General features: G+C 43.0%; 19 protein-coding genes, 1 tRNA gene and 1 pseudogene. 2 read left to right on the forward strand and 19 right to left on the reverse strand.

Annotation, left to right across the window (positions count from 1 at the left end):
• The 8 genes and pseudogenes from HMPREF2983_RS03250 to HMPREF2983_RS03280 all read right to left on the reverse strand — a co-directional run.
• Window positions 1-904, reverse strand: a 904-nt coding sequence (locus tag HMPREF2983_RS03250) for a relaxase/mobilization nuclease domain-containing protein (protein WP_070666743.1), incomplete at its 3' end; no start/stop codon positions are given.
• Window positions 901-1,254 (reverse strand): plasmid mobilization protein, encoded by a 354-nt coding sequence (mobC, locus tag HMPREF2983_RS03255; protein ID WP_070666748.1) that lies wholly within the window; start codon window positions 1,252-1,254, stop codon window positions 901-903. The genes mobC and HMPREF2983_RS03250, both read right to left, overlap by 4 nt.
• Window positions 1,255-1,397: 143 nt before the next feature.
• The gene (locus HMPREF2983_RS03260; RefSeq protein WP_070666751.1) at window positions 1,398-2,327 is read right to left on the reverse strand and encodes a toprim domain-containing protein; all 930 of its coding nucleotides are present in this window, start codon (window positions 2,325-2,327) and stop codon (window positions 1,398-1,400) included.
• 75 nt (window positions 2,328-2,402) lie between these two features.
• On the reverse strand, window positions 2,403-2,567 hold the full coding sequence (locus HMPREF2983_RS13930; RefSeq protein WP_168166196.1) for a hypothetical protein: 165 nt from the start codon (window positions 2,565-2,567) through the stop codon (window positions 2,403-2,405).
• 16 nt (window positions 2,568-2,583) lie between these two features.
• Window positions 2,584-3,774 (reverse strand): annotated as a pseudogene (locus tag HMPREF2983_RS03265) (primase-helicase family protein).
• A gap of 4 nt (window positions 3,775-3,778) precedes the next feature.
• Window positions 3,779-4,072, reverse strand: coding sequence for a helix-turn-helix domain-containing protein (locus HMPREF2983_RS03270; RefSeq protein ID WP_070666753.1), 294 nt, complete (start codon window positions 4,070-4,072; stop codon window positions 3,779-3,781).
• A gap of 124 nt (window positions 4,073-4,196) precedes the next feature.
• Window positions 4,197-5,117 carry a hypothetical protein gene (locus HMPREF2983_RS03275; protein ID WP_070666756.1) on the reverse strand — a complete coding sequence of 307 codons (921 nt, stop codon included), beginning with the start codon at window positions 5,115-5,117 and terminating at the stop codon, window positions 4,197-4,199.
• A gap of 238 nt (window positions 5,118-5,355) precedes the next feature.
• A tRNA-Leu gene (locus tag HMPREF2983_RS03280) sits at window positions 5,356-5,437 on the reverse strand.
• Between the two features lie 165 nt (window positions 5,438-5,602).
• Between HMPREF2983_RS03280 and HMPREF2983_RS03285 the strand changes: the two genes are divergently transcribed.
• Window positions 5,603-6,697: a mannose-1-phosphate guanylyltransferase gene (locus HMPREF2983_RS03285; protein WP_070666758.1), complete on the forward strand. Its 1,095-nt coding sequence runs from the start codon at window positions 5,603-5,605 to the stop codon at window positions 6,695-6,697.
• 221 nt (window positions 6,698-6,918) lie between these two features.
• On the opposite strand, the gene HMPREF2983_RS03290 is transcribed toward HMPREF2983_RS03285, so the two are convergent.
• The 3 genes from HMPREF2983_RS03290 to upp form a co-directional block, all read right to left on the reverse strand.
• Window positions 6,919-8,163, reverse strand: a complete 1,245-nt coding sequence (locus HMPREF2983_RS03290; protein WP_070666760.1) for an FtsX-like permease family protein — start codon at window positions 8,161-8,163, stop codon at window positions 6,919-6,921.
• Window positions 8,164-8,202: 39 nt separating this feature from the next.
• Entirely contained in the window at window positions 8,203-8,538 is a 336-nt protein-coding gene (gene rbfA / locus HMPREF2983_RS03295; RefSeq protein ID WP_004375345.1) for a 30S ribosome-binding factor RbfA, read from the reverse strand.
• A gap of 903 nt (window positions 8,539-9,441) precedes the next feature.
• Window positions 9,442-10,101 (reverse strand): uracil phosphoribosyltransferase, encoded by a 660-nt coding sequence (gene upp / locus HMPREF2983_RS03305; protein ID WP_004375342.1) that lies wholly within the window; start codon window positions 10,099-10,101, stop codon window positions 9,442-9,444.
• A 242-nt stretch (window positions 10,102-10,343) separates the two neighbouring features.
• Here upp and pckA point away from each other — a divergent pair, with 242 nt between their 5' ends.
• Window positions 10,344-11,957, forward strand: coding sequence for a phosphoenolpyruvate carboxykinase (ATP) (gene pckA, locus HMPREF2983_RS03310; protein WP_070666761.1), 1,614 nt, complete (start codon window positions 10,344-10,346; stop codon window positions 11,955-11,957).
• A gap of 287 nt (window positions 11,958-12,244) precedes the next feature.
• On the opposite strand, the gene HMPREF2983_RS03315 is transcribed toward pckA, so the two are convergent.
• The 8 genes from HMPREF2983_RS03315 to HMPREF2983_RS03350 form a co-directional block, all read right to left on the reverse strand.
• The gene (locus tag HMPREF2983_RS03315; RefSeq protein ID WP_004375339.1) at window positions 12,245-13,585 is read right to left on the reverse strand and encodes a hypothetical protein; all 1,341 of its coding nucleotides are present in this window, start codon (window positions 13,583-13,585) and stop codon (window positions 12,245-12,247) included.
• Window positions 13,586-13,629: 44 nt separating this feature from the next.
• Window positions 13,630-15,339, reverse strand: coding sequence for a glycerophosphodiester phosphodiesterase family protein (locus tag HMPREF2983_RS03320; protein WP_070666763.1), 1,710 nt, complete (start codon window positions 15,337-15,339; stop codon window positions 13,630-13,632).
• Between the two features lie 45 nt (window positions 15,340-15,384).
• The gene (locus HMPREF2983_RS03325) at window positions 15,385-16,782 is read right to left on the reverse strand and encodes an MFS transporter (protein ID WP_070666764.1); all 1,398 of its coding nucleotides are present in this window, start codon (window positions 16,780-16,782) and stop codon (window positions 15,385-15,387) included.
• 769 nt (window positions 16,783-17,551) lie between these two features.
• A complete protein-coding gene (locus HMPREF2983_RS03330) occupies window positions 17,552-18,616 on the reverse strand; it encodes a bifunctional methionine sulfoxide reductase B/A protein (protein ID WP_070666766.1) in 1,065 nt (354 codons plus the stop codon).
• 85 nt (window positions 18,617-18,701) lie between these two features.
• Window positions 18,702-19,013 (reverse strand): helix-turn-helix domain-containing protein, encoded by a 312-nt coding sequence (locus HMPREF2983_RS03335; protein WP_070666768.1) that lies wholly within the window; start codon window positions 19,011-19,013, stop codon window positions 18,702-18,704.
• Between the two features lie 4 nt (window positions 19,014-19,017).
• Complete coding sequence (locus HMPREF2983_RS03340) at window positions 19,018-19,362, reverse strand: type II toxin-antitoxin system RelE/ParE family toxin (protein ID WP_070666773.1); 345 nt, start codon at window positions 19,360-19,362, stop codon at window positions 19,018-19,020.
• 74 nt (window positions 19,363-19,436) lie between these two features.
• Window positions 19,437-19,976, reverse strand: coding sequence for an RNA methyltransferase (locus HMPREF2983_RS03345; RefSeq protein WP_004375333.1), 540 nt, complete (start codon window positions 19,974-19,976; stop codon window positions 19,437-19,439).
• Window positions 19,973-20,389 carry a SufE family protein gene (locus HMPREF2983_RS03350; RefSeq protein ID WP_004378263.1) on the reverse strand — a complete coding sequence of 139 codons (417 nt, stop codon included), beginning with the start codon at window positions 20,387-20,389 and terminating at the stop codon, window positions 19,973-19,975. Before HMPREF2983_RS03350 ends, HMPREF2983_RS03345 begins: the two co-directional genes overlap by 4 nt.
• Between the last annotated feature and the right edge of the window lie 50 nt (window positions 20,390-20,439).

Consider the following 20,439-nt stretch of genomic DNA (forward strand, 5'->3'; position numbering starts at 1 on the left):
GTTTTTTCTTTTTCTTCTTTTTATCGAGTGTGTTGTAAACCTCCGCAGGGACAGTACCATGAGTCTGGAACAATCCCAATCCTCCTTCGATGAGGTCGTTGGTAATTTCGCTCGTAACACTTACAACATTAGATATGAGGTTTATCATTCCTTGTGTCTGCTGTTCGTGTTCCCTGTTATTCTGTTGCAGAGCAAAGTCTATTTTAGAATAGCTGAAATTCCTATCTACCTTAGAGCCATTGAAATGATAGCCATTCTTTTCAAAGATGATACCCTGCACTTCTTGCGAGTTACCTTTATACTTAAAGTGGACATCAATATCTTGCTTTTTCAAGTGAGCAAGAAGATCTTTCCAATTCCTGCACCGAGCAATTTCTGCTTTCAATGCCTGATAGATTTCATATTTGGTCTTATCGGGTTCTTTCAAGCGGTGTTCCTTGACTTTCTCCTTGCCATCGGCAAAGTATAAACTGTATTTTGTGGTCAGTTCCTTACAAATCATCTCGCTCCTGAATCTGTCGTTACGGTCAGAGATAGTCTTGCCGTTGTTATCTATCCGATTAAAAGCGATATGAATATGTGGGTGCTCCTTATCGAAATGGCGACCGATAATATACTGCGTATCTTTTATCCCCATCTTCTCCATATACTTACGAGCCGTCTGTACCATGAACTCGTTGCTTAATTTGAAAGAATCCTGCACAGAGAAACTCAGAGAGATATGGCCAACAACCTTACCCACTCGTGGATTAAGTTTCGTCTGATCAATGAAACTTTGGACAATATGGTTGATACTGTCTATTCTCACTCCGGAACTGTCTATAAGTTCCGTTCCTTTCTTCGGGTCAAGGATGTAATTGATTACACCCTTGAAGCCCGAACCTTTCATTATCTTTGCAATCATCTTCGTATCAGATTTAGGATTTCATCAATCTTGCCAATAATGGTTTTATGGAAAGGAGCAACTGAATGAAACCCTTCCGCATTGGCACGATGTGCCAACTGATTGAGATTATTTGCCATTCCACACAGCTTGCGGATGAAGTCTGCTTGCTCTACGGTCAGTCGTTCAATGACATTTCCTTTATCAAGAACTTTTCTTACAAACTCACTCATGGTTACTCCTGCGTTTTTGGCTTTGCCTTTGAGCGTATAGTAATCCTGCGTATTCAGTTTCACCGTGATACGATATTTCTTCTTTTCGGCTACGCCCTTGGTTGGACGACCACCTTTTTTATATTCTGTTTTTATCATACTTGTTTCTTTAATTTGATTTGATGGAGACCAGCGGGATAATCTTCTGCAACGACTGTCAGGAGGTGGAGCAAGTGGTTTTGGTATGCCCAAAACATAAACTTGCTCCCCGAAAAACATATCATGCAAAACAATTCCCGCAATCATAGCTTAATCCCTTTGGCTTTCTTGACTTCTGCTTTCTCTGAATGCTTGGCTTCGGCACACAGATACTCATTTAAGTCCTTGTAGCCATTGTATAAAGTTGAAGCATCCGCAACAGAATTTTTTAATTCCATTGATAATTGCAGATAGGCATTTCTTCCTGCATCGTCATTGTCCAAGAAGCATTGAACGCTGTCATAGCGTGATAATCTTTCTACTGCCTTATGAATATTCGTCACAGAATTGAGTACCAAACAATCCTGTTGCCTTAGACTTGTATTCTGTGGATCCTCTTTCTTTTTCAGTGTCATGAATGAGAGGAAGTCCACGAAACCCTCGAAAAGAAAATATGCTTTCTTTGGCTCGTCGGCATAGAAGTGGCTGATGTCTTTCGGTGCAATGCAGCCTTTAAAGAATGGATTGCGCAATTCATAGCCACCTGCTATGTTGGGAAAGCCTATACCGAAGTAGTGTCTGCTATTGGAATCATAATGAAGTTCCTTACATACAGAGGCAGCCACCTCTATGTCAATACACCTGTCCTGAAGATACCTTGTCAAAGCTGGGTGAGATAAAGGAAGTATTTGTAAATTCTCAAAAGAGCTTGTTCGCTGTCCAGCCTTAATGTCTGCAAATGATGTAGAAAATGTGGACGTACAGTTGGGAACATTATCCTCTATCTTGCGAATGAGATACGACACATCAGAGGATTTGTAGAATAGTTCTGCCAAATCTATGATGTTTCCTCCCTTACCAATACCGAAATCGTACCATAGGTTACGATCGGTGTTTACCTTGAATGAAGCATGGCTCTCCTGACGAAAGGGAGAAAGATACCACAGCTTGTTGCCTTGTTGCTTAGTGGGAGTATATCCCAGACTTGCAAGAAAATCCTGCAACTTTATCGTTTTAATTTCTTGTATGTTCATATTACAACGAAGTTGGATGGTTTGAAAAATTGATGATTTGATGAAAATGCACGTAACCATTTCATAACAAATAAATTACTTGCTCATCATGGTTTCATCACCGGACTTACCAAAAGAAAAATATGTATTTCTCTTTTGGCCAGTATCGTCTTTTCCTATCATCATTTTTTCATACTGATGAGTGGAAAGATGAACCAAATAGGCATTGACAATCAATCTGTTATATATACCTTTCATCATTTCATCAAAATAATGATTAAATGTCTGTGAGTTGTTCTTTGGTTACGGTATAGTACCTGCCTGTGCGCTTGATGGGTGAGTAGTTTCGCAAACTGTTGTAGTCCATCTGGTAGGTGAGATAAGTCAGCGTGTTGGAAGCAGGGGAGAGTTTCCATATATCCTGCACAATCCTGCGGACTTGGCTTTTGTCAGCCTTGCATCCTGTGTTGTTCAGCAAGCACACCATATCATTGATACAGAATGAAAGTTCGGCAACAACCATCTACTCCATTATCTCCAAACAGAGTTCGGACATTTCCAACTCAATCTTATTGCGGTTGCTGCGGATAATGCGCTGCAAGGCTGGCGTAAAGGTCAGCTGGGGCGCAAACCACATACGGCTCTCTTTGTTAGTAGATAATGTGCGGTGCTGTAGGAAATAGAGAAAGGCTGGAATTTCGGCTTTCAACTTTTGTAGAAAGTCAGTATCGTCGCTTTCCAGACGATTTATCTTCCTGACCCAATATCGGGTTTCTCCCACGTCAATGATAACAGGGAGTAACTCGTTATTGGAACATAGCACGAACTTGGCAAAGAAGGAGATTTCATCTCGGTCTTTACCCTTTGCTTCCACCTTATAGGAAAGTGTTGTGCTAAGGTTTTTCAATCTTTCACTATCTTCTCTACGGTTAAGCAATACTTCATCCACCACAATAAGTAGTTTACCTGCCGAGTCTGCGTTAAACTGACTGCGAAAATCCTCGTTGGTATTAAACGTTACATTGTTTTGGAAAACAGCTTTGAGAAAATTAAGGAAAGTACTCTTGCCCGTATTACGTTCCTCTGATACCATTAGGAGAATAGGAAGTTTCTGCACTGGTTGGAGATAGAGCAACTGCAAGTAGTCCATGCCCAACTCATACTGCTCACCGAAGATATGTCTTATCAATGATTCAATATGCAGAAAATCTCCTTCTTTTGGCTGATGCTCTATCGGTTCATAGAGATTTAGGAACTTGTCAACCACTGGTTGGTAGTTGACATGATTAGGAACTGTGCAGAAACCATCGTACTTTGGAACAGTAGCCAGAAAATCCTTGCCATAGTCCTGGCGTAGCGTTTCATTATTCCACACTATACGCTTCTTGGCAAAGCCGCCATTGATGCGTGGTTGATTCACAATCTTGTACAATGTTGTACCAACACGAATGAAATTCTCGTTTTCCATAGCCTTACTTCTGCATTAAAGGTTTGCTACCCATAATATATCTCTGTGCTTCTTGGGCTATTTGCGCAGAAGTCTTGATTGGATTCTGACGCAGCCATGCTTCGAGTTCTGCTTTCTCAAAATAAAGCATCTTACCTTGTGGCTTATAATGAGGAATCAGATTGCCCGATGTGAGTTTGTAGAGATAACTCTTTGAGAGGTTTAAAAATCTGCTGGCTTCTTCAAAACTCAACACATTCTTATTCATGAATACCATTTGTTCGAGTTCTTCAACTCGAGTTTCTAATGTCTTGTTCATATTGAAAACATTTTGAATTAAACAATATGAAGGTGCACCTTCGTTAATTATTTGTTAACGAGGGCAAAATTAGAAACGATAAAAGTAAATGACGTTGAGCAATGTTTGAGGTATCAACCTATGCTCAACCTTTTTTCAGTTGTTTGATGTATTTATCAATGGTTTCCCATCCTTTCGGCTGCTTCATATTGATTTGGTCTGTTGCAGTGGAAAGGTCGGTGCGTGTCAGTGTCGTATCTTTTGTTTTTCCCAAGACAAGTTCATTACGCGCAATCGCAGATTGCCATTCATCAGTAATGAATCCTCGAAGATTAAGACTTTGCATAAGATATGCCAGCTGGCGATTGTTGTTTGATTTCAAAACACCTTTTAGTTTACAAGCAAAAAAGTCTTTGAGTATCTTGGCAGATATGTGGGTCGTGAATAATTGGATTTCGTTGATGCAAGCGGTAAGAATCTCAATTTGCTCATCTGTAAAATCGGATTGGAATGGATTTGTTCCTTTACCAACGATGACAGGTTTCTTTTTCTGCTCACATGGTTCATCGTTTACCAAGACAGAAGAGCGAGACCGATCAGTTTGTACCTCTGTCAATTCAATTCGTTCTATTTCTGCCATGAGATATTTTGCGTATCGTTCATATAGAATTGCATCAACAAGATACGAGAACATCGGCAGGACATCATTATATAAGGTGTGTGTCTCAATGTATTTCGCATATTCAAACGAAGATACAGAGAATGAGGCATATTTCTGTTTTTGTTCTTTGGTCAGTGATTCAAAGAAGGAGCTTTCCCACAAAAAGTCATCATCGTTGTAATATTCCTCTACACATGCAAGAGCAGGAAAATTCAGATAAATAGAAGAAAGTTCATCAGTTACTCTGATATATTCTTTTTGCAAAATCTCTTTGAACTGTATATTGTTGATGCAACCTTTCTTCCTCAGAATATTTCCAATGAGCACATTGTAGGTTTGAGTAATGCAATAGCTTAATATTCGTTGAATACTGTCAAGCTGTATCTTTAGATTGTCATTTTCCATTTTTGCAATTTTCTAAGATAGGTATTGTTTACAAAGATAGGGCATTCGTTGGAGAAAAAGCCAAGAAAGGGAATGAAACAGAATAAAAGGGAAGAATTGTTGTTAATTAAATATAAATCTAAGTGGCGATAAACTATAAAAATACAGCTTTCAAATGGTTTTGTTAGAAAGTACACTTTTAGTACATGCCGAAAAAGAAAAATCCCTTGCAAATCAGTAATTTACAAGGGATTTGTAGTACCCAGACCCGGGATCGAACCGGGATGGATTGCTCCACTGGTGTTTGAGACCAGCGCGTCTACCGATTCCGCCATCTGGGCATAACGCTTTTTCAAAGTTGTTGCAAAGGTACAACTATTTTCTGAACTGCCAAATATTTAGAGAATAAAAGTGTTCTTTTTGTGTAAGGTTTCCATAAAAAAGCAAAAAGACTTTGATTTTACGTTTTTAATATCTAACTTCGTTAAATAAATAAGGAACTTACAATGAACAAGACCTTAACCAACTTTTACTGTGTGATTCTTGCTGGTGGAAAAGGGCGCCGACTCTGGCCATGCAGTCGAGAACATTTTCCCAAACAGTTCATCGATTTCTTTGGCGTGGGATGCACACAGCTTCAACAGGCCTTTGAACGTTTTGTGAAGATTCTTCCCAAGGAGAATATTTACATCAACACTAACGAAACATATCTTGACTTAGTTCACGCACAGTTGCCAGAAGTGGCTGATGACCATATCATGGCTGAGCCTATCTATCGTAACACAGCACCAAGCGTAGCCTGGGCCACCCACCGCATTGCCCACATCAATAAAGATGCTTGCCTGATAGCTGTACCTTCCGACCAAACCGTTCTCAATGAAGATGTGTTCCGAAGCGATTTATTGGAAGCTCTTGAGTTTGTGAGTGACAACGATTGTCTGCTCACCATGGGCGTCAGGCCCACACGTTCTGAACCGGGATATGGCTATGTGCAGTTAGGCGAACACAGTGGAATTGATGATATTTTCAAAGTTCAGTCGTTCATAGAAAAGCCCAAACGCGAATTTGCACACATGCTCATGGAGAGCGGAGAATGGTATTGGAATACGGGCATCTTTCTTTCCAATGTTCATTTCCTCAAAGAAAGTCTCAGTAATCAGCTCCCCCCTGTGCTGCGAACTTTCGATGACAGTAACCCCGAATGGACCATTACTGCTGAAGAAGCCTTCATGAAAGAAAACTTTCCTTCCTATCCCAACCTCTCCATCGACTTCAGCATACTCGAAAAGTCCGACCATGTCTATCTGAAGAAATGCGACTTCGGATGGGCCGATATGGGTACATGGCATGACATCTACGAGGCCTCTCAGAAAGGAGATGACGACAATGTAATCATCAATTCCGATGTCTATATAGAGAACTCCCACAACAACATCATCAAAATCCCTAAAGATCGTTTAGCGGTCATCAACGGGCTGGATGGCTACATCGTCGCCGAAGAAGGCAATGTACTGCTGATTTGCAAAAAAGAAGACTCCTCGGCACTTATCCGCAAGTATGTGGCCGAAGTTCAGATGAAGAAAGGAAACGATTTTGTTTAATATCACGCCATTACGCTTTATTAATAAATAATCGATGCTAAGAAATTTCTTCAGCGATATCGTGTTCCGCATGATAAGCCTGTTGTTCCTCCACACGGGAGCTATTCTGCAGTGTACTTTTATTTGACAACGTACAGATCGCCAAGGCCGTTAGAATTGTTTACATACTAAAGTTATTCAGAACAAGCGTATGTGTAATGTGCTCAAGAAGACGCTGTCTACTACTCCCCTCTCCTTGGAGAGGGGTTGGGGGTGAGGCTTCTCTTCACCGGATACCACACTGCTACCCAGCCCACAACAATCACTGTGAGGAAAATCAGCGCCACATCATCATAATGAACGCTGACAGGATAGGCGTTAATAACAAAACTCCCACTGCTACTGCCGAGCGATACAAGCCCATATTGCTGTTGCAACCAACAGAGTAGCAACCCCAATCCAATACCGATAATTGCCCCGAAAGCCGAAATCAAACGGCCTTCGAACAAGAAAATCTGTGAAATCTGACGGTCATTGGCACCGAGATTACGCAGTGTAACCACGTCTTCTTTCTTGTCGATAATCAACATCGAGAGTGAACCGATGATGTTGAAGCATGCCACAATAAGAATGAATGTAAGGAAGATATAGGCGATATATTTCTCAATCTGCATGATCTTGAAGGTGTCGGCCTGCTGCTCAAAGCGGTCCATCACCTTATATTTTGTACCTCCAATCTCCTGCATTTCCTTCTTCACGGCATCAAGGTCGCTACCATCTTTGAGTCTGAACTCAAGCGAGGAAAGACGTCCTTGCTGCCCGAAGAGGTTGCGGGCAAAGGCTATCGGTGCAATGATATAGTTCTTGTCGTACTTGCTTTGATTGACCGAGAACACCACACCAGGCGACAACAGTGAGTCAACAACAAAGGCTTCGCTTGGATTAGTGGCGTCAAACTGCCCCTCTTTCTGTGGAGCATAGATGCGAAGATAGTCTCCAAAGCGTGCACCTGTGCCCAAAGCAGCAGCCAATCTGATGCCCATGATGCCGTATTGCAGGTTGCCTGCGTGCAGACTATACGTACCGTCGCCAAACAAGATGTCTTTAATGTGGGTCAACTGATCGAAGTTATCGTCGACACCTTTAACGATAACCATCGCCTGATGGTCTTGATAGATAGCCAAAGCCTGGTCTTCCACACTCTCTGTCGCCACATCAACCTCGGGCAAAGCCTTCATCTTCGCTAATAAAGGGTCGTCACTCGGGGCGGTTTTACCCTGCGTAGGCACCACTTCGAGCTGTGGATCGAAGTTTGTGAAGAACGTAGCAACGAGGTCGTGAAATCCATTGAAGACGCTAAGCACTATCACGAGTGCCATTGTAGCCACAGCAACTCCAATCACCGAGATAACAGATATCACGTTGATAGCATTCGTACTCTTCTTCGAAAAGAGATAGCGTCTGGCAACATATAAAGGGAAATTCATAAAAGAAAAACTCGCTTAACCTCCTCTTATACCCTTAGTTTACTTTTTCAGCAATTCATCTATCCTCTCAATATAATCCAAACTGTCGTCTATGAAGAAGCGAAGTTCAGGAATGATGCGCAGTTGATTGTGGACACGGCGCCCCAGTTCATAGCGTATCGTCTTCATGTTGGCCGTGACATTCCTGACGATTTCTTCGCCCTTCTCACTTGGAAAGACACTTAGGTAAGCCGTACAGATGCTCAAATCGGGACTGATTTTCACACGCGTAACACTCACCATAACGCCATGCATCATACGAGTTTGCTCCTGAAAGATTATTGCCAATTCTTTCTGAAGGAGTCTTGATATACGATTTTGTCTTGTTTCTTGCATAATATCATGTATTTTTTCCTGTTATATGGAAATTGTTGACAGGCCGCTACGACAGTTTGATTTCATACTGACAAAGGCCGTTATATCTTCTGCAAAGATAATTATTTTTCTGTTCACTCCATGTTTATCCCTCAAGTTTTTGCATGTAACGCATGAAATAGAAACTATAAGAACAAAGATTAAAGAGGATTTTAAGGTGAGGAAAAACAATCATGTTGCATTGCTTTTTTGTAAACTTTCATACACATAAAAACAGCCTTTGAAAAATCATCAAATAGAAAATCAAAAGCAAGAAAATGGAGTAAAAAAGAGGATTTCATTGACAATGCGATCCAATATTCAGCAGATTGCACTGCAATTTGCGTCATTTCACACGCTCAGATGCATCATAATACCGTGCGACATGACGCAAAATAGGCCGTAAAATGCGTCAAAATACAGCGTTTTTCTATGTCGAAATTACAGTCGATTACATTCAAATTGTCTTATCTCTTTGATTATCAGAGATATCCTTAAAGGGCTCAAAACTCGGCTGTTTGCGTCCTGCTGTTTTTTATTTTCCAGCAAGGCCACTCTTAAAAGGGTGTTTGTAATAAAAACAGATGCTTTTAGTCAGTGAGAAACCATAATATTTACATCCTTTAATTCCTACGCCTTTGCGTGCCATTTTCATGGGAAAAACAAAGGTTCGAGCATTGTGTGTTCTCTGTAGAAAAGGATAATAAATAGCTTCTCGAAATAAAACTGAACAGAAAAACACAATGCTGAAAGGTGGATTGCAATATATGATGCAGTTCGATTTGAACCTTATTCTATACCATTTCCCCAGAAATTATCTTCGGATTCCCCAGAAATCATCTTCGGGAAAAATTGTATAGAGGCTGCAAGGATTTGTGGGTAGCCTTACAGTTTCTCGCCGTAGCACAAGTCGCCGGCGTCACCAAATCCGGGAACGATGTATTTGTGTTCGTTCATTCCAGGGTCTACGGCTGCACACCAAATCGTGGTCTTATCCTCGGGGAAGGTTTTCTTGATATGGTCAATGCCTTCAGGAGAGGCGATGACACAGCATACATGGATTTGCTTCGGCGTGCCTTTGGTGAGGAAAGCCTTATAGCCTAATTCCATACTTCCACCCGTGGCAAGCATCGGGTCGGCAATGATGAGCGTCTTTCCATCGATATTCGGTGTGGCAAGGTATTCGACATGAATGCCAACCTCATGGTGCTCGGCATCCTTATATTCGCGATAAGCGCTCACGAAAGCATTGCCGGCATGGTCGAAAATGTTGAGGAAACCATTGTGAAATGGCAGGCCGGCACGGAAAATTGTGGCAAGAACAATCTTGTCGGTAGGCACGTTAATGCGTGAAACACCTAATGGAGTTGTGACATCCTTGGCTTCATAACTGAGCGTCTTCGATATTTCGAAAGCCTCGAATTCGCCAATGCGCATAATGTTGTTTCTGAAAAGAAGACGGTTTTTCTGATAGTCAACATCTCTCATTTCGGCCAGATACTGATTGATGATGCTGTTTTGCTCGGAGAAATTTACAATTTTCATAGATCGTATTAAATGATTTGTGCAAAGTTATGTAATTCTCTCCGCTTTTGCAAAGTGAGTTTTGCAAATGTGTTTTCAGGGCTGCTTTTTTTTATATCTTTAACCTAAAAAGGATGCAAAAGCGCTTATTTTTCGAGATTGAATGTTGGCATATATTCTTTTTTTCTTTAACTTTGCGGTGATAAAATTCAAAGATAAAATCATTCACAAACTTAATTTCATAACTTAAATACATTTTAGAAATGGCAAAGTTTGACAAGTCTGTACTTGAAAAGTACGGTATCACAGGTACTACAGAAGTACTTTACAATCCTTCTTATGAAGTGTTGTTCAACGAAGAGACCAAAGAAGGTCTCGAAGGTTTTGAGGTAGGTCAGGAAACAGAGCTTGGCGCAATCAACGTTAAGACAGGTATCTACACAGGTCGTTCTCCTAAGGACAAGTTCATCGTTGATGATGAGACTTCTCACGATACAGTATGGTGGGACTCTGAAGAATACCACAACGACAACCATCGTGCAACTAAAGAAGCATGGGCTGCTGTTAAGGAAATCGCAAAGAAAGAACTTTCCAACAAGCGCTTGTTCGTGGTTGATGGTTTCTGCGGTACACACAAAGACACCCGCATGAAAATCCGTTTCATCGTTGAAGTTGCATGGCAGGCTCACTTCGTTACGAACATGTTTATCCGTCCGAAGAATGAGGCTGACTTCGATCAGGAGCCTGACTTCATCGTTTACAATGCTTCCAAGGCAAAGGTTGAGAACTACAAGGAACTCGGTCTGCACTCTGAGACAGCTGTTGTCTTCAATGTAACTTCAAAGGAACAGGTAATCATCAACACCTGGTATGGCGGCGAAATGAAGAAGGGTATGTTCTCTATGATGAACTACTTCTTGCCATTGAAGGGCATGGCTTCTATGCACTGCTCTGCCAACACCGACATGAACGGTGAGAACACCGCTATCTTCTTCGGTCTCTCAGGTACCGGTAAGACTACGCTTTCAACTGATCCTAAGCGTAAACTCATCGGTGACGACGAGCACGGATGGGATGACAAGGGCGTCTTCAACTTTGAAGGTGGCTGCTATGCAAAGGTTATCAACCTCGACAAGGAGTCTGAACCAGACATCTATGGTGCTATCACCCGCGACGCTCTTCTTGAGAACGTAACCGTTGACAAGAATGGCAAGATTGACTTCTGTGATAAGAGCATCACCGAGAACACTCGTGTTTCTTATCCTATCTACCACATCAAGAACATTCAGCGTCCTGAGTCTCAAGGCCCAGCTGCTAAGCAGGTTATCTTCCTTTCAGCTGATGCTTTCGGCGTATTGCCTCCAGTATCCATCTTGAACGCAGAGCAGACGAAGTACTACTTCCTCTCTGGTTTCACAGCAAAGTTGGCTGGTACAGAGCGTGGTATCACAGAACCTACACCGACATTCTCTGCTTGTTTCGGTCAGGCTTTCCTCGAACTGCATCCAACAAAGTATGCTGAGGAATTGGTGAAGAAGATGGAAAAGAGTGGCGCTAAGGCTTACTTGGTTAATACTGGCTGGAATGGTACGGGCAAACGTATCTCTATCCGCGACACACGTGGTATCATTGATGCCATCTTGAACCACTCAATTGACAACGCTCCTACAAAGACTATTCCTTATTTCAACTTTGTAGTTCCAACGAAGTTGGAGGGTGTGGCAACTGAAATCCTCGATCCTCGCGACACTTACAAGAATGCTTCTGAGTGGGAAGAGAAAGCTAAGGATTTGGCTGCCCGCTTCATCAAGAACTTCAAGAAGTATGAAAGCAACGCAGCAGGTAAGGCACTCGTTGCTGCAGGTCCACAGCTGTAAGATTAAAGTTGAAAGCCTCTTTTGCTCTTCCATAGAAGAAGAAGCAAGAAAGCTGACTATATTTGACCTTGCAATGGTTCATCCATTGCAAGGTCTTTTTCGTATCAAGGGGGATCTCTTTCCTACCTAACCCAATAGAAGGTGATTGGAAATCATTGAATAAAAAAAGTGCCAGACAATAATCTTGTCTGGCACTATGTATTTTTAGAAAGTAGAGGTCGTGTCCCTACTCCTATTTCATAATGAAGATGAAAGAGAGAAAGAGACTGACCTATAAGGATGAAACTTTAGAATACGAACTGCAAACGGGCCTGGACTTCGTGGAAGTTCTTGTCGTGAGGCAGGAAGTCTTTGGTGAGATGATGATAGGTATAGTCGACCATCACCTGTGCAAACTTGTTGAAACTATAGTTCAAGCCAAGGGTATAAGAACGCACTGTGCCACCGCCAACACTGGTAGATTTGTAAGGCCAGTCGGCCATATAGCCGTCCGGATAGTACTGGTTGCGGCCTGCAGAGTAGTATTCTCCCTTCACGATATCGTTCAGACCAGTGTAGTTGAAACGGCCGACAATCTCGAGTGAGCGGCCACTCAATCCCCGAAGTACACCCTCGTTCTTGTCGTAGCTGTAAGGATTGCCAAAGACCATATAGCCTGCTTCGATATATCCCCCATGGAAGTTGTTGGCGCGGAGAGGATTGGCTGCAATCCAAGCATCAAGTGTTCCCCAGGTGTCAATGTTGTTGTTGCTCGCATCAAAGAGTGTCTTTGAGTCGCGTTTCTTCGTAACGTGCTTGTACATATACTCACCACGGACGAACATCTTCTGGTTGTGATAGAGTGCTTCCACACCTGCATCAAGCACATTCTCGGCCCAAGGCAGTTCGCAAGAGACAAACTGTTCGTCTTCATCAACAAAAGTTTCCATGGTCTGTCCGAGTTTCAATGTCTTCTTCAGCACATTGTTTTCAGTGACACCGCCACCCACATGCTGATAGCGAATGTTACCACCTACGGCTAAAGTCTGGTTCTCATCGATGACAGGACGATAGAGATAGCGTCCTGCAAGCACGAGTCCATTGTAGCCTGCGTCAATCTTGTTATATTGGTTTTCGGTAAATACACCCTGATAGGCAAAGAAGTGATCATTGGTATATTTATAGGTGATACCAAGCTCACGGCCTTCACCGAGTGCATTGGCTGCACCGGCACGCGAGATGAAATGATAGCTGCCGAGTGACGTGTTGCGTGCCATTGAACCTGCGGGGTCGTTATAATAGCCACCTTTTATGGCGTGACGACCACCGTTATTATCGTCCTTTGCATACTGCAGGAAGATGTTTTTCTGGCTGAACTTACCGCCCCCGAAGCCGAAGTCAGCATAGAAATACCAGTTTTGGTAGGTCAACGAGGTGCGGATACGTGCGTCGGTGATAGCTGCTCCGCTCTGCATTGGGGTGAAGTCTGTATGATAATAGGCAGCATCGGCCATGAAGCGAGCTCCTACTGTGAAATGAAGGTCTTCGGTCTTATTGTCGATAGTAACGGTCGGTTTAGAGTCGAAGTCCTGTGCGTTTGCTGACAATGCAGTGAAAGCCAGCAGAGGCATCAATATATATTTCTTCATATTCGTTTCTTACTTTGATTGTTTGATGGTATTGTTGTTCCTGTTTAATAGCCTAAAGCATCGAGTACAGCATCGGCATTCGGAACCTTTGAAGGTGCCTGCGAGTTGTCGTAAAGCTGTCCGGGGTGGAAAGGATTAGTGAGTTTCGCATTGCAACGGAAGCCGTTTTCAATCATATAATGGAGTGAAATCTCAGAGCGATTGGTGAAATACCCGTCCATATAGACCGGATGTGTGTCGGGTTCCTTGAATGTTGTATAAGCAGTGGGCTGCACAGTCACATTGAGCAGATCGTCAAATTCTGTTGGGTTCTTTCCCCAGAAGTTTACGTAATAGCCCATGTTGCGCTTCATCTGTGCATCCGAATCAAACGAATAAGGATGGTTAAGCATGCCCGCCTTGCGAATCATATAGGCCTGCCAGGGCTTATTCATTTCGGGATAGTTGTTTGGTGCGCCCGAAATTGCCGGCCCGATGATGTGTGCACCATTGTCTTCGGCATACTTGATGAAGTCTGCATAGCCTGTAGGAGTGTCGTAAGCAATATCAGTTGCATAAGGAGGCTTACTTATCCAAAGCAGGAAACACATAGGCACTTTTCCCTTGAACACACCGTAAGCGCGATGCAAGGCATCGAAAGAGAAGGTCTGAAGAACAACCTTTCCATTGGTGTTGCCCACGTTAACCTTACCGCCTACATAGAATTGATTGCCGGCACTCTCAGGTTTAGTGATAATGTTCCAACCCCACTCATCAAGAATGTTATAAACGCGAATCTCGATATCTTTAGGGTTAAGCCACGACTCCTTGAATTCAGGATAGATGCCAGGACGGTTGCCGTTGTCGGCCGGGTCATTCATATAAGCCGCAGAACCGTTCTTGTCACCGAAGCTATATTCAACGAAGTCCATGTATTTGGCAGCCTTACTGCCCACTACACTTGGCTCATCACATTTCACAGCAGCCTTGGCCGCTTTGTATATTTCGCCCAAGGTCATGTTCTGATATTCCGCTTTGACCTTGTACGTAAGCACGCGACGGCCATTGGCATCACGTTTGAGTTTCTTACCCATGGCATAGTTAATCTGATCCTGCAAAGCAGAAACATACAGACCATCTGAATACTGGATAGAAGGAACTCCGTTGGCATCGTATATCACTTTGCCGTTATGCTTTGCCGCAAATGAAGCACGTTCCTGTTCAGGTGTAGCGTCATTGAACCACTTACCGGCATCAAGCATCAGCAATTCTGCATAATAATAAGATAAGGTGTAGTTCGAACGGAAGTCCTTCTTGTCGCGCTGATACTGCTCTTCAATATCCTGCTCCGTGAAATGCTGAGTGCCGTCGGCATTGCGGAAGCTGCGATAGAAGTCCTTACGGATAGTCGGAACCTCATCAGAGAACACGTCTTCGATGTTTGTAGTGCGCTTCAAATTCTCATCATGGTTGGCAAGTACCACTCCGTCCTTTGTGGCCTGCAGGTCACTTTCCAAATAGTCTGCGCCCATGTTTCGTGCCCATCGCCACGCAGCTTCGGTCTCTTCAGGAGCCCAATAGGTGGAACCACGGTGTGCCATACAAGCATAAAGAGGCACATAGTCACGAACTTTAGCCATCTCCGGAGAAATCTGCTGCACTGCAATACGCTTTGCATCTGTGTTCTCATTGGTGAACTCCTGCTCATCAGAACAAGAGGACAGGACTGATACGGCTGCTACTCCCAAGAGTCCTAATCTGTAAAGAGTCTTCATCTTTCTTTTGGTTTTAGTTGTTTATTGTTTATGATAATGTCAAATTTACTTGTCTTCTTTCTGTGTTTTCTTTGCTAAATACTGTTCCTCACGATAGGTCAAGCCCATGAAAAGGATAGAGAACAGACAGGCAACTATCAGAAGAATGAATGTCCAATTCCACCCGGCAGCCTCTGCCACATAGCCAATAACGATGTTGGCCAGCAGTGCCGTACCGAGCACATAGCCCATGAAGCCCGTCAATCCGGCTGCTGTGCCAGCTGCATTCTTGGGTGCAAGGTCAAGCGCTTGTACGCCAATAAGCATCACGGGGCCGTAAATCAGGAAGCCGATGGCAATCAGACAGCCGATAACTACATTCACATTGTCAATGTTCTGCCAATAGACTACGATTGCAACTGCCACGAGAATCATGAAAAGAATCGTGGGTAAAGCACGGCGACCATGGAACACTTTATCTGAAAGCCAACCGCAAATGATGGTTCCGGGAATAGCTGCCATCTCATAGGCAAAGTAGGCCCAACCTGCACTCTTGATGTCGATGCCGCGCTCGGTAAGGATAGTCGGTGCCCAATCTAAACAGCCATAGCGCACCATATAGACGAAAGCGTTGGCAAAAGCTATGTACCAAAGGAACTTATTACTCAATACAATCTTGAAGATTTCCTTTGTAGAGAGCACTTCTTCAGCTTTTTCAGAGTAGTTCTTTGAAGCCGAACCACTCCATTTCTCAATGGAAGGCAGACCGCAAGACTGTGGTGTATCGCGTATCATACTATAGGCTAACAAGGCTATCAGAATAGCCACAGCAGCTGGGAATGCATAAGTTCCGATAAGGAAATAACGCTCTTGGTCAGCACCATAGAAGCAGGAACCGAACCAAAGTGCACCATAAACGGCCATCGGTCCTACCAATGCACCGCCCACATTATGGGCACAGTTCCAGAAAGACATCCAAGTGCCGCGCTCTTTAATCGAGAACCAGTGAGTCATCACACGTCCGCAAGGGGGCCAGCCCATACCATTAAACCAACCGACAAGGAAGTTAAGCACAGCCATCAGCAGGATAGCAAGCGACTTGTGATCGGCACCTATCCATTGAATTGGTACAATCATAAAGAGCATTGAAACTGCTGCCATGATCAAACCCAATGGCAGGAACGTGCGTGCATTACTGCGATCGGAGATGCTCGCCATAATAAATTTCGAGAAACCATAGGCGATAGCATTCATCGAAAGCACGATACCAAGCTCTCCTTTGTCAAATCCAAAGTTGGCAAGCATTGGGATTGCCATTGAAAAGTTCTTGCGAACAACGTAGAATCCGGCATATCCAATGAATATACCTAAAAAGACTTGCCAACGCAGCTTCTTGTATCTGGCGTCAGCTTCCGGGCCTGTCTGCTCTGCTTTATAGGCCGGTGGGGTTAATAGTTTCCACATAATCGATTTTTATTGTTTTTGGTTTTATTGCTTTGTACTCACTGTCAGCCGACAACACCTTCAGGGAATTCATCACCCCTTAACGGCAAGTCATCTGCACATTAGCTGTTCATGTCAGAGCCGTTTGCTTTATTTGTTTTTGCCAAGTATTATCTAAGTCAGACAGTTTCTTTTCTCACAGCATGATGGTTTCATTTCGGAATAATCTTAAAGACTTTCGCTTACACAAATAAGTACATATGTTTCATATGAAAACAAAGATAAAGTATTTATATTAATAACATGTAATTCCTTAACATTTTTTATGAAGTTATTCAGTAAAACGCGTTCTTTCTTCCTTCAAGATACCATAGGAAAGGGCTGAACAACAGTTGACAAACCTCTTTGAAGCAATAAACAAACTCTGGATTTCTGCATAAAATATGCTGCGTACACCTATCTTAAGGAAATCAAAATGGTGTTATTGCTCTTCTTATAACACCTATAAACAAAAAATGTGTAAATATTCGTTGCAAATATTTACACATTATCTTTGTGAAGCTTTCAATTCAAAACTAAAGTCATTCTCACTTCAAATCCGTGCTTTCTTTCAGCAATCAGCAACGCATTGACTAACAAGATGTTACGAGAAAAGCGCTTAGTTACAATGTAAAATCACGTAGAACGGCATTGTCATCTGCGTCAAATGACCACGCAACTTGCGTCAGATGAGCCTGCAACTTGCGTCATATTACCGTGCATTTTGAGTCAAATGACCGCGCTTGTCCAGTCATTTCATCTTGGCTTTCCGCGCCATTTCAAACAGGCTTTGAGGCAAATGGCAATAGCCTGTGGGGTTTTTGTCGAGATAATCCTGATGATATTCCTCGGCCGTATAGAAGTTCTTCAACGGTAACACCTCCACTCTGAGCGGCTGCTTGAAATGTTTTTGCTGTTCCTTCATCACTGCTTCGATGGTTGGAAGATCGCTTTTGTCGACATAATAAATCCCCGTTCGGTATTGTGTTCCGCGGTCGTTTCCCTGCTTGTTCAGTGAAGTGGGGTCAATAGCCTTAAAATAAAGGTCGAGCAAGAACGTCAGACTCACTACTGTCGGGTCGTATTCCACATGCACAGCCTCGGCAAACCCCGTTGCATCTGTACACACCTCTTTATATGTAGGATGAGTAGTGTTACCGTTGGCATAGCCTACTTGCGTAGCCTTCACACCCTCTATCTGCTTCAGGAAATGCTCTGTTCCCCAGAAACAACCGCCGGCAAGATAGATGTTTCGCAACGGATGGAGCAACTTCAGATAGGCACCATAGCCTGCTTTTTCCATTTCCTGCTCAGGAATGAAGCGCAAAGCACCGCTGTTGATGCAATAACGTTGACCGCCTTTTTCGCGTGGGCCATCGTTGAACACATGCCCCAAATGGGCATTGCCAAGTTTACTCTTCACCTCCGTACGCGTCATTCCATGCGATAGATCCGTATGTTCGGCTATCAAATCATCGCTGATAGGCCGCGAGAAGGCAGGCCACCCACAGCCTGAATCATATTTGTCAGAAGACAGAAACAAGGGTTGTCCCGTGGTGATATCCACATAAATTCCCGGTCTGAACTCGTGATCGTAGGCATTGATAAAGGGGCGTTCGGTTGCAGCCTCTTGCGTAATGGCATACTGTTCGGCTGTGAGCATCTTACGAAGCTTTGCTTCATCTGGTCTCACGTATTGGTTGGTGTCATCAATTTTCATAGACTTCGTTTTATGATCTGTTGGGTTCTGCCCATTGCTTTGGCAGGAAAAGAACGTCAAGGCAAATATTAGGAAAAGGAAAAAGCTTGGCTTCATTATTTTATGTATTAGTGGGTGGATACTTCTAAACATTGCAATTTATTCGTTATGGACTTGCCTTTGAAAACGTAATAAAAAACAACTACAATACATTAAAAGTAATACGTCTGCCTAATCCGGCAAAGATACGAAACAAAGTTGAAAGTTGTATGTCGGTATGTCCGTTTTCGATACGTGAAATATAACTCTTTTTTGTCCCGATACGATTAGCTAATTCTTCCTGTGTAAGACCGGCTTTGCGTCGTTCCTCCTTAAGTTGTTCAGCAAGACAAAAGGCTTGAGCCCTACTTTCAAATAAGTCTCGCTCCTGTGTACCCTCATGTCCATACTCTTCATTCAATAGTTCATCAAACGATGTACAACTCATAATCCTCTCTTTTTTCCCCTTTTCCATCTTATTACTCCTTTTTATCTTTGAAATATTCTTTCCTTAATCGCTCTGCCATTTTAATCTCCTTGGCCGGAGTTTTCTGTGTTTTCTTTTGGAAACCTTGGAATAACACAACGATAGAATCTACATCCATGCAGCAAAACACCCTGTATATATTCCCACCATATTCAGTACGTATCTCATAAAGACCCTCTGAACCTTCTATGTTTCTAAAGAACTTTGAAGGGATAATCTTCATAGTTTCAACCATATATAAGGAATAGTTAATCTTATCTCGCACCCCTTTTGATTGTGCAATATAAAAATCCTTGAAATATGATTTATATAATTTGATGCTCCGTATCTTATCCAAAATGTTGATAGCTTATGTGGCAAAGATAAGTAATTAAATCACAAATCCCAAATATTTTCTTATAAATTCACATTTCAAAACAGCATTTTCCTTACAAATTCCCACATCACAATACCCGCTGTAGTGCTGACGTTGAGACTGTGCTTCGTACCGAATTGTGGGATTTCCAGGCAACCGTCGCTCATGTCTATAACCTGTTGTTTGACGCCTTTCACCTCGTTTCCCATGATGACGGCATAGCCCTTGGAAGTCAACGGTTTATCAATTGTAAGTTCTTGCAGCATCGTACTGCCCTCCACTTGCTCTATGCTATAGACAAAGTAGCCGTCATGATGCAATGCTTCCACGGCCTCTTCTGTGCGTTCGAAGTATTTCCAAGCCACACTATCCTCGCCTCCAAGTGCCGTTTTATGAATTTCGGCATTCGGCGGAGTGGCAGTAATTCCACAGAGATAGACAGCCTCTATGCGGAAAGCATCACCCGAACGAAACACACTCCCCACGTTATACAGACTGCGCACATCATCCAGAACAACTACCAACGGCAGCTTTTCGGCCTCTTTGAACTCGTCGATTGAGAGGCGTTTCATCTCTATTGTGCGTAGCTTCCTCATGCGTTTGCGTAAACCAAGGCATAGGCCTTGATGCGTTTTACCATTGCCAAAAGACCGTTACTGCGCGTTGGACTGAGGTGTTCGCGTAAACCAATACGGTCGATGAAATACAGGTCGGCATCGAGGATTTCCTTTGCCTTGTGCCCGCTGAGCACCTGTATCAGCAATGCAATGATACCCTTCACAATGAGTGCATCGCTATCCGCCGTGAAGAAAAGTCGCCCTTCTTTCACGTCACATTGTATCCAAACACGACTCTGGCAGCCGTCTATCAGGTTGCTGTCATTCTTATGTTGCTCATCAAGTGCATCTAATTCGCTGCCCAAGTCAATGAGCATCTGGTATTTATCCATCCAATCGGTGAAGTCATTGAACTCTTCAATCACTTCATCTTGAGCTTCGTTGATTGTCATAATATATAACTCTCTCCTCCGATCCCTTCCCGAAAAGGGAGGGAGTGATA

The organism is Prevotella sp. HMSC077E09, from assembly GCF_001814685.1.
GTDB lineage: Bacteria > Bacteroidota > Bacteroidia > Bacteroidales > Bacteroidaceae > Prevotella > Prevotella oris.

Excerpts from the sequence above, each read along its gene's own strand:
- mobC (WP_070666748.1), bottom strand. The coding sequence starts at position 1,254 with ATGATAAAAACAGAATATAAAAAAGGTGGTCGTCCAACCAAGGGCGTA.
- HMPREF2983_RS03260 (WP_070666751.1), bottom strand. The coding sequence starts at position 2,327 with ATGAACATACAAGAAATTAAAACGATAAAGTTGCAGGATTTTCTTGCA.
- HMPREF2983_RS13930 (WP_168166196.1), bottom strand. The coding sequence starts at position 2,567 with ATGATGAAAGGTATATATAACAGATTGATTGTCAATGCCTATTTGGTT.
- HMPREF2983_RS03270 (WP_070666753.1), bottom strand. The coding sequence starts at position 4,072 with ATGAACAAGACATTAGAAACTCGAGTTGAAGAACTCGAACAAATGGTA.
- HMPREF2983_RS03275 (WP_070666756.1), bottom strand. The coding sequence starts at position 5,117 with ATGGAAAATGACAATCTAAAGATACAGCTTGACAGTATTCAACGAATA.
- HMPREF2983_RS03285 (WP_070666758.1), top strand. The coding sequence starts at position 5,603 with ATGAACAAGACCTTAACCAACTTTTACTGTGTGATTCTTGCTGGTGGA.
- HMPREF2983_RS03290 (WP_070666760.1), bottom strand. The coding sequence starts at position 8,163 with ATGAATTTCCCTTTATATGTTGCCAGACGCTATCTCTTTTCGAAGAAG.
- rbfA (WP_004375345.1), bottom strand. The coding sequence starts at position 8,538 with ATGCAAGAAACAAGACAAAATCGTATATCAAGACTCCTTCAGAAAGAA.
- upp (WP_004375342.1), bottom strand. The coding sequence starts at position 10,101 with ATGAAAATTGTAAATTTCTCCGAGCAAAACAGCATCATCAATCAGTAT.
- pckA (WP_070666761.1), top strand. The coding sequence starts at position 10,344 with ATGGCAAAGTTTGACAAGTCTGTACTTGAAAAGTACGGTATCACAGGT.
- HMPREF2983_RS03315 (WP_004375339.1), bottom strand. The coding sequence starts at position 13,585 with ATGAAGAAATATATATTGATGCCTCTGCTGGCTTTCACTGCATTGTCA.
- HMPREF2983_RS03320 (WP_070666763.1), bottom strand. The coding sequence starts at position 15,339 with ATGAAGACTCTTTACAGATTAGGACTCTTGGGAGTAGCAGCCGTATCA.
- HMPREF2983_RS03325 (WP_070666764.1), bottom strand. The coding sequence starts at position 16,782 with ATGTGGAAACTATTAACCCCACCGGCCTATAAAGCAGAGCAGACAGGC.
- HMPREF2983_RS03330 (WP_070666766.1), bottom strand. The coding sequence starts at position 18,616 with ATGAAGCCAAGCTTTTTCCTTTTCCTAATATTTGCCTTGACGTTCTTT.
- HMPREF2983_RS03335 (WP_070666768.1), bottom strand. The coding sequence starts at position 19,013 with ATGGAAAAGGGGAAAAAAGAGAGGATTATGAGTTGTACATCGTTTGAT.
- HMPREF2983_RS03345 (WP_004375333.1), bottom strand. The coding sequence starts at position 19,976 with ATGAGGAAGCTACGCACAATAGAGATGAAACGCCTCTCAATCGACGAG.
- HMPREF2983_RS03350 (WP_004378263.1), bottom strand. The coding sequence starts at position 20,389 with ATGACAATCAACGAAGCTCAAGATGAAGTGATTGAAGAGTTCAATGAC.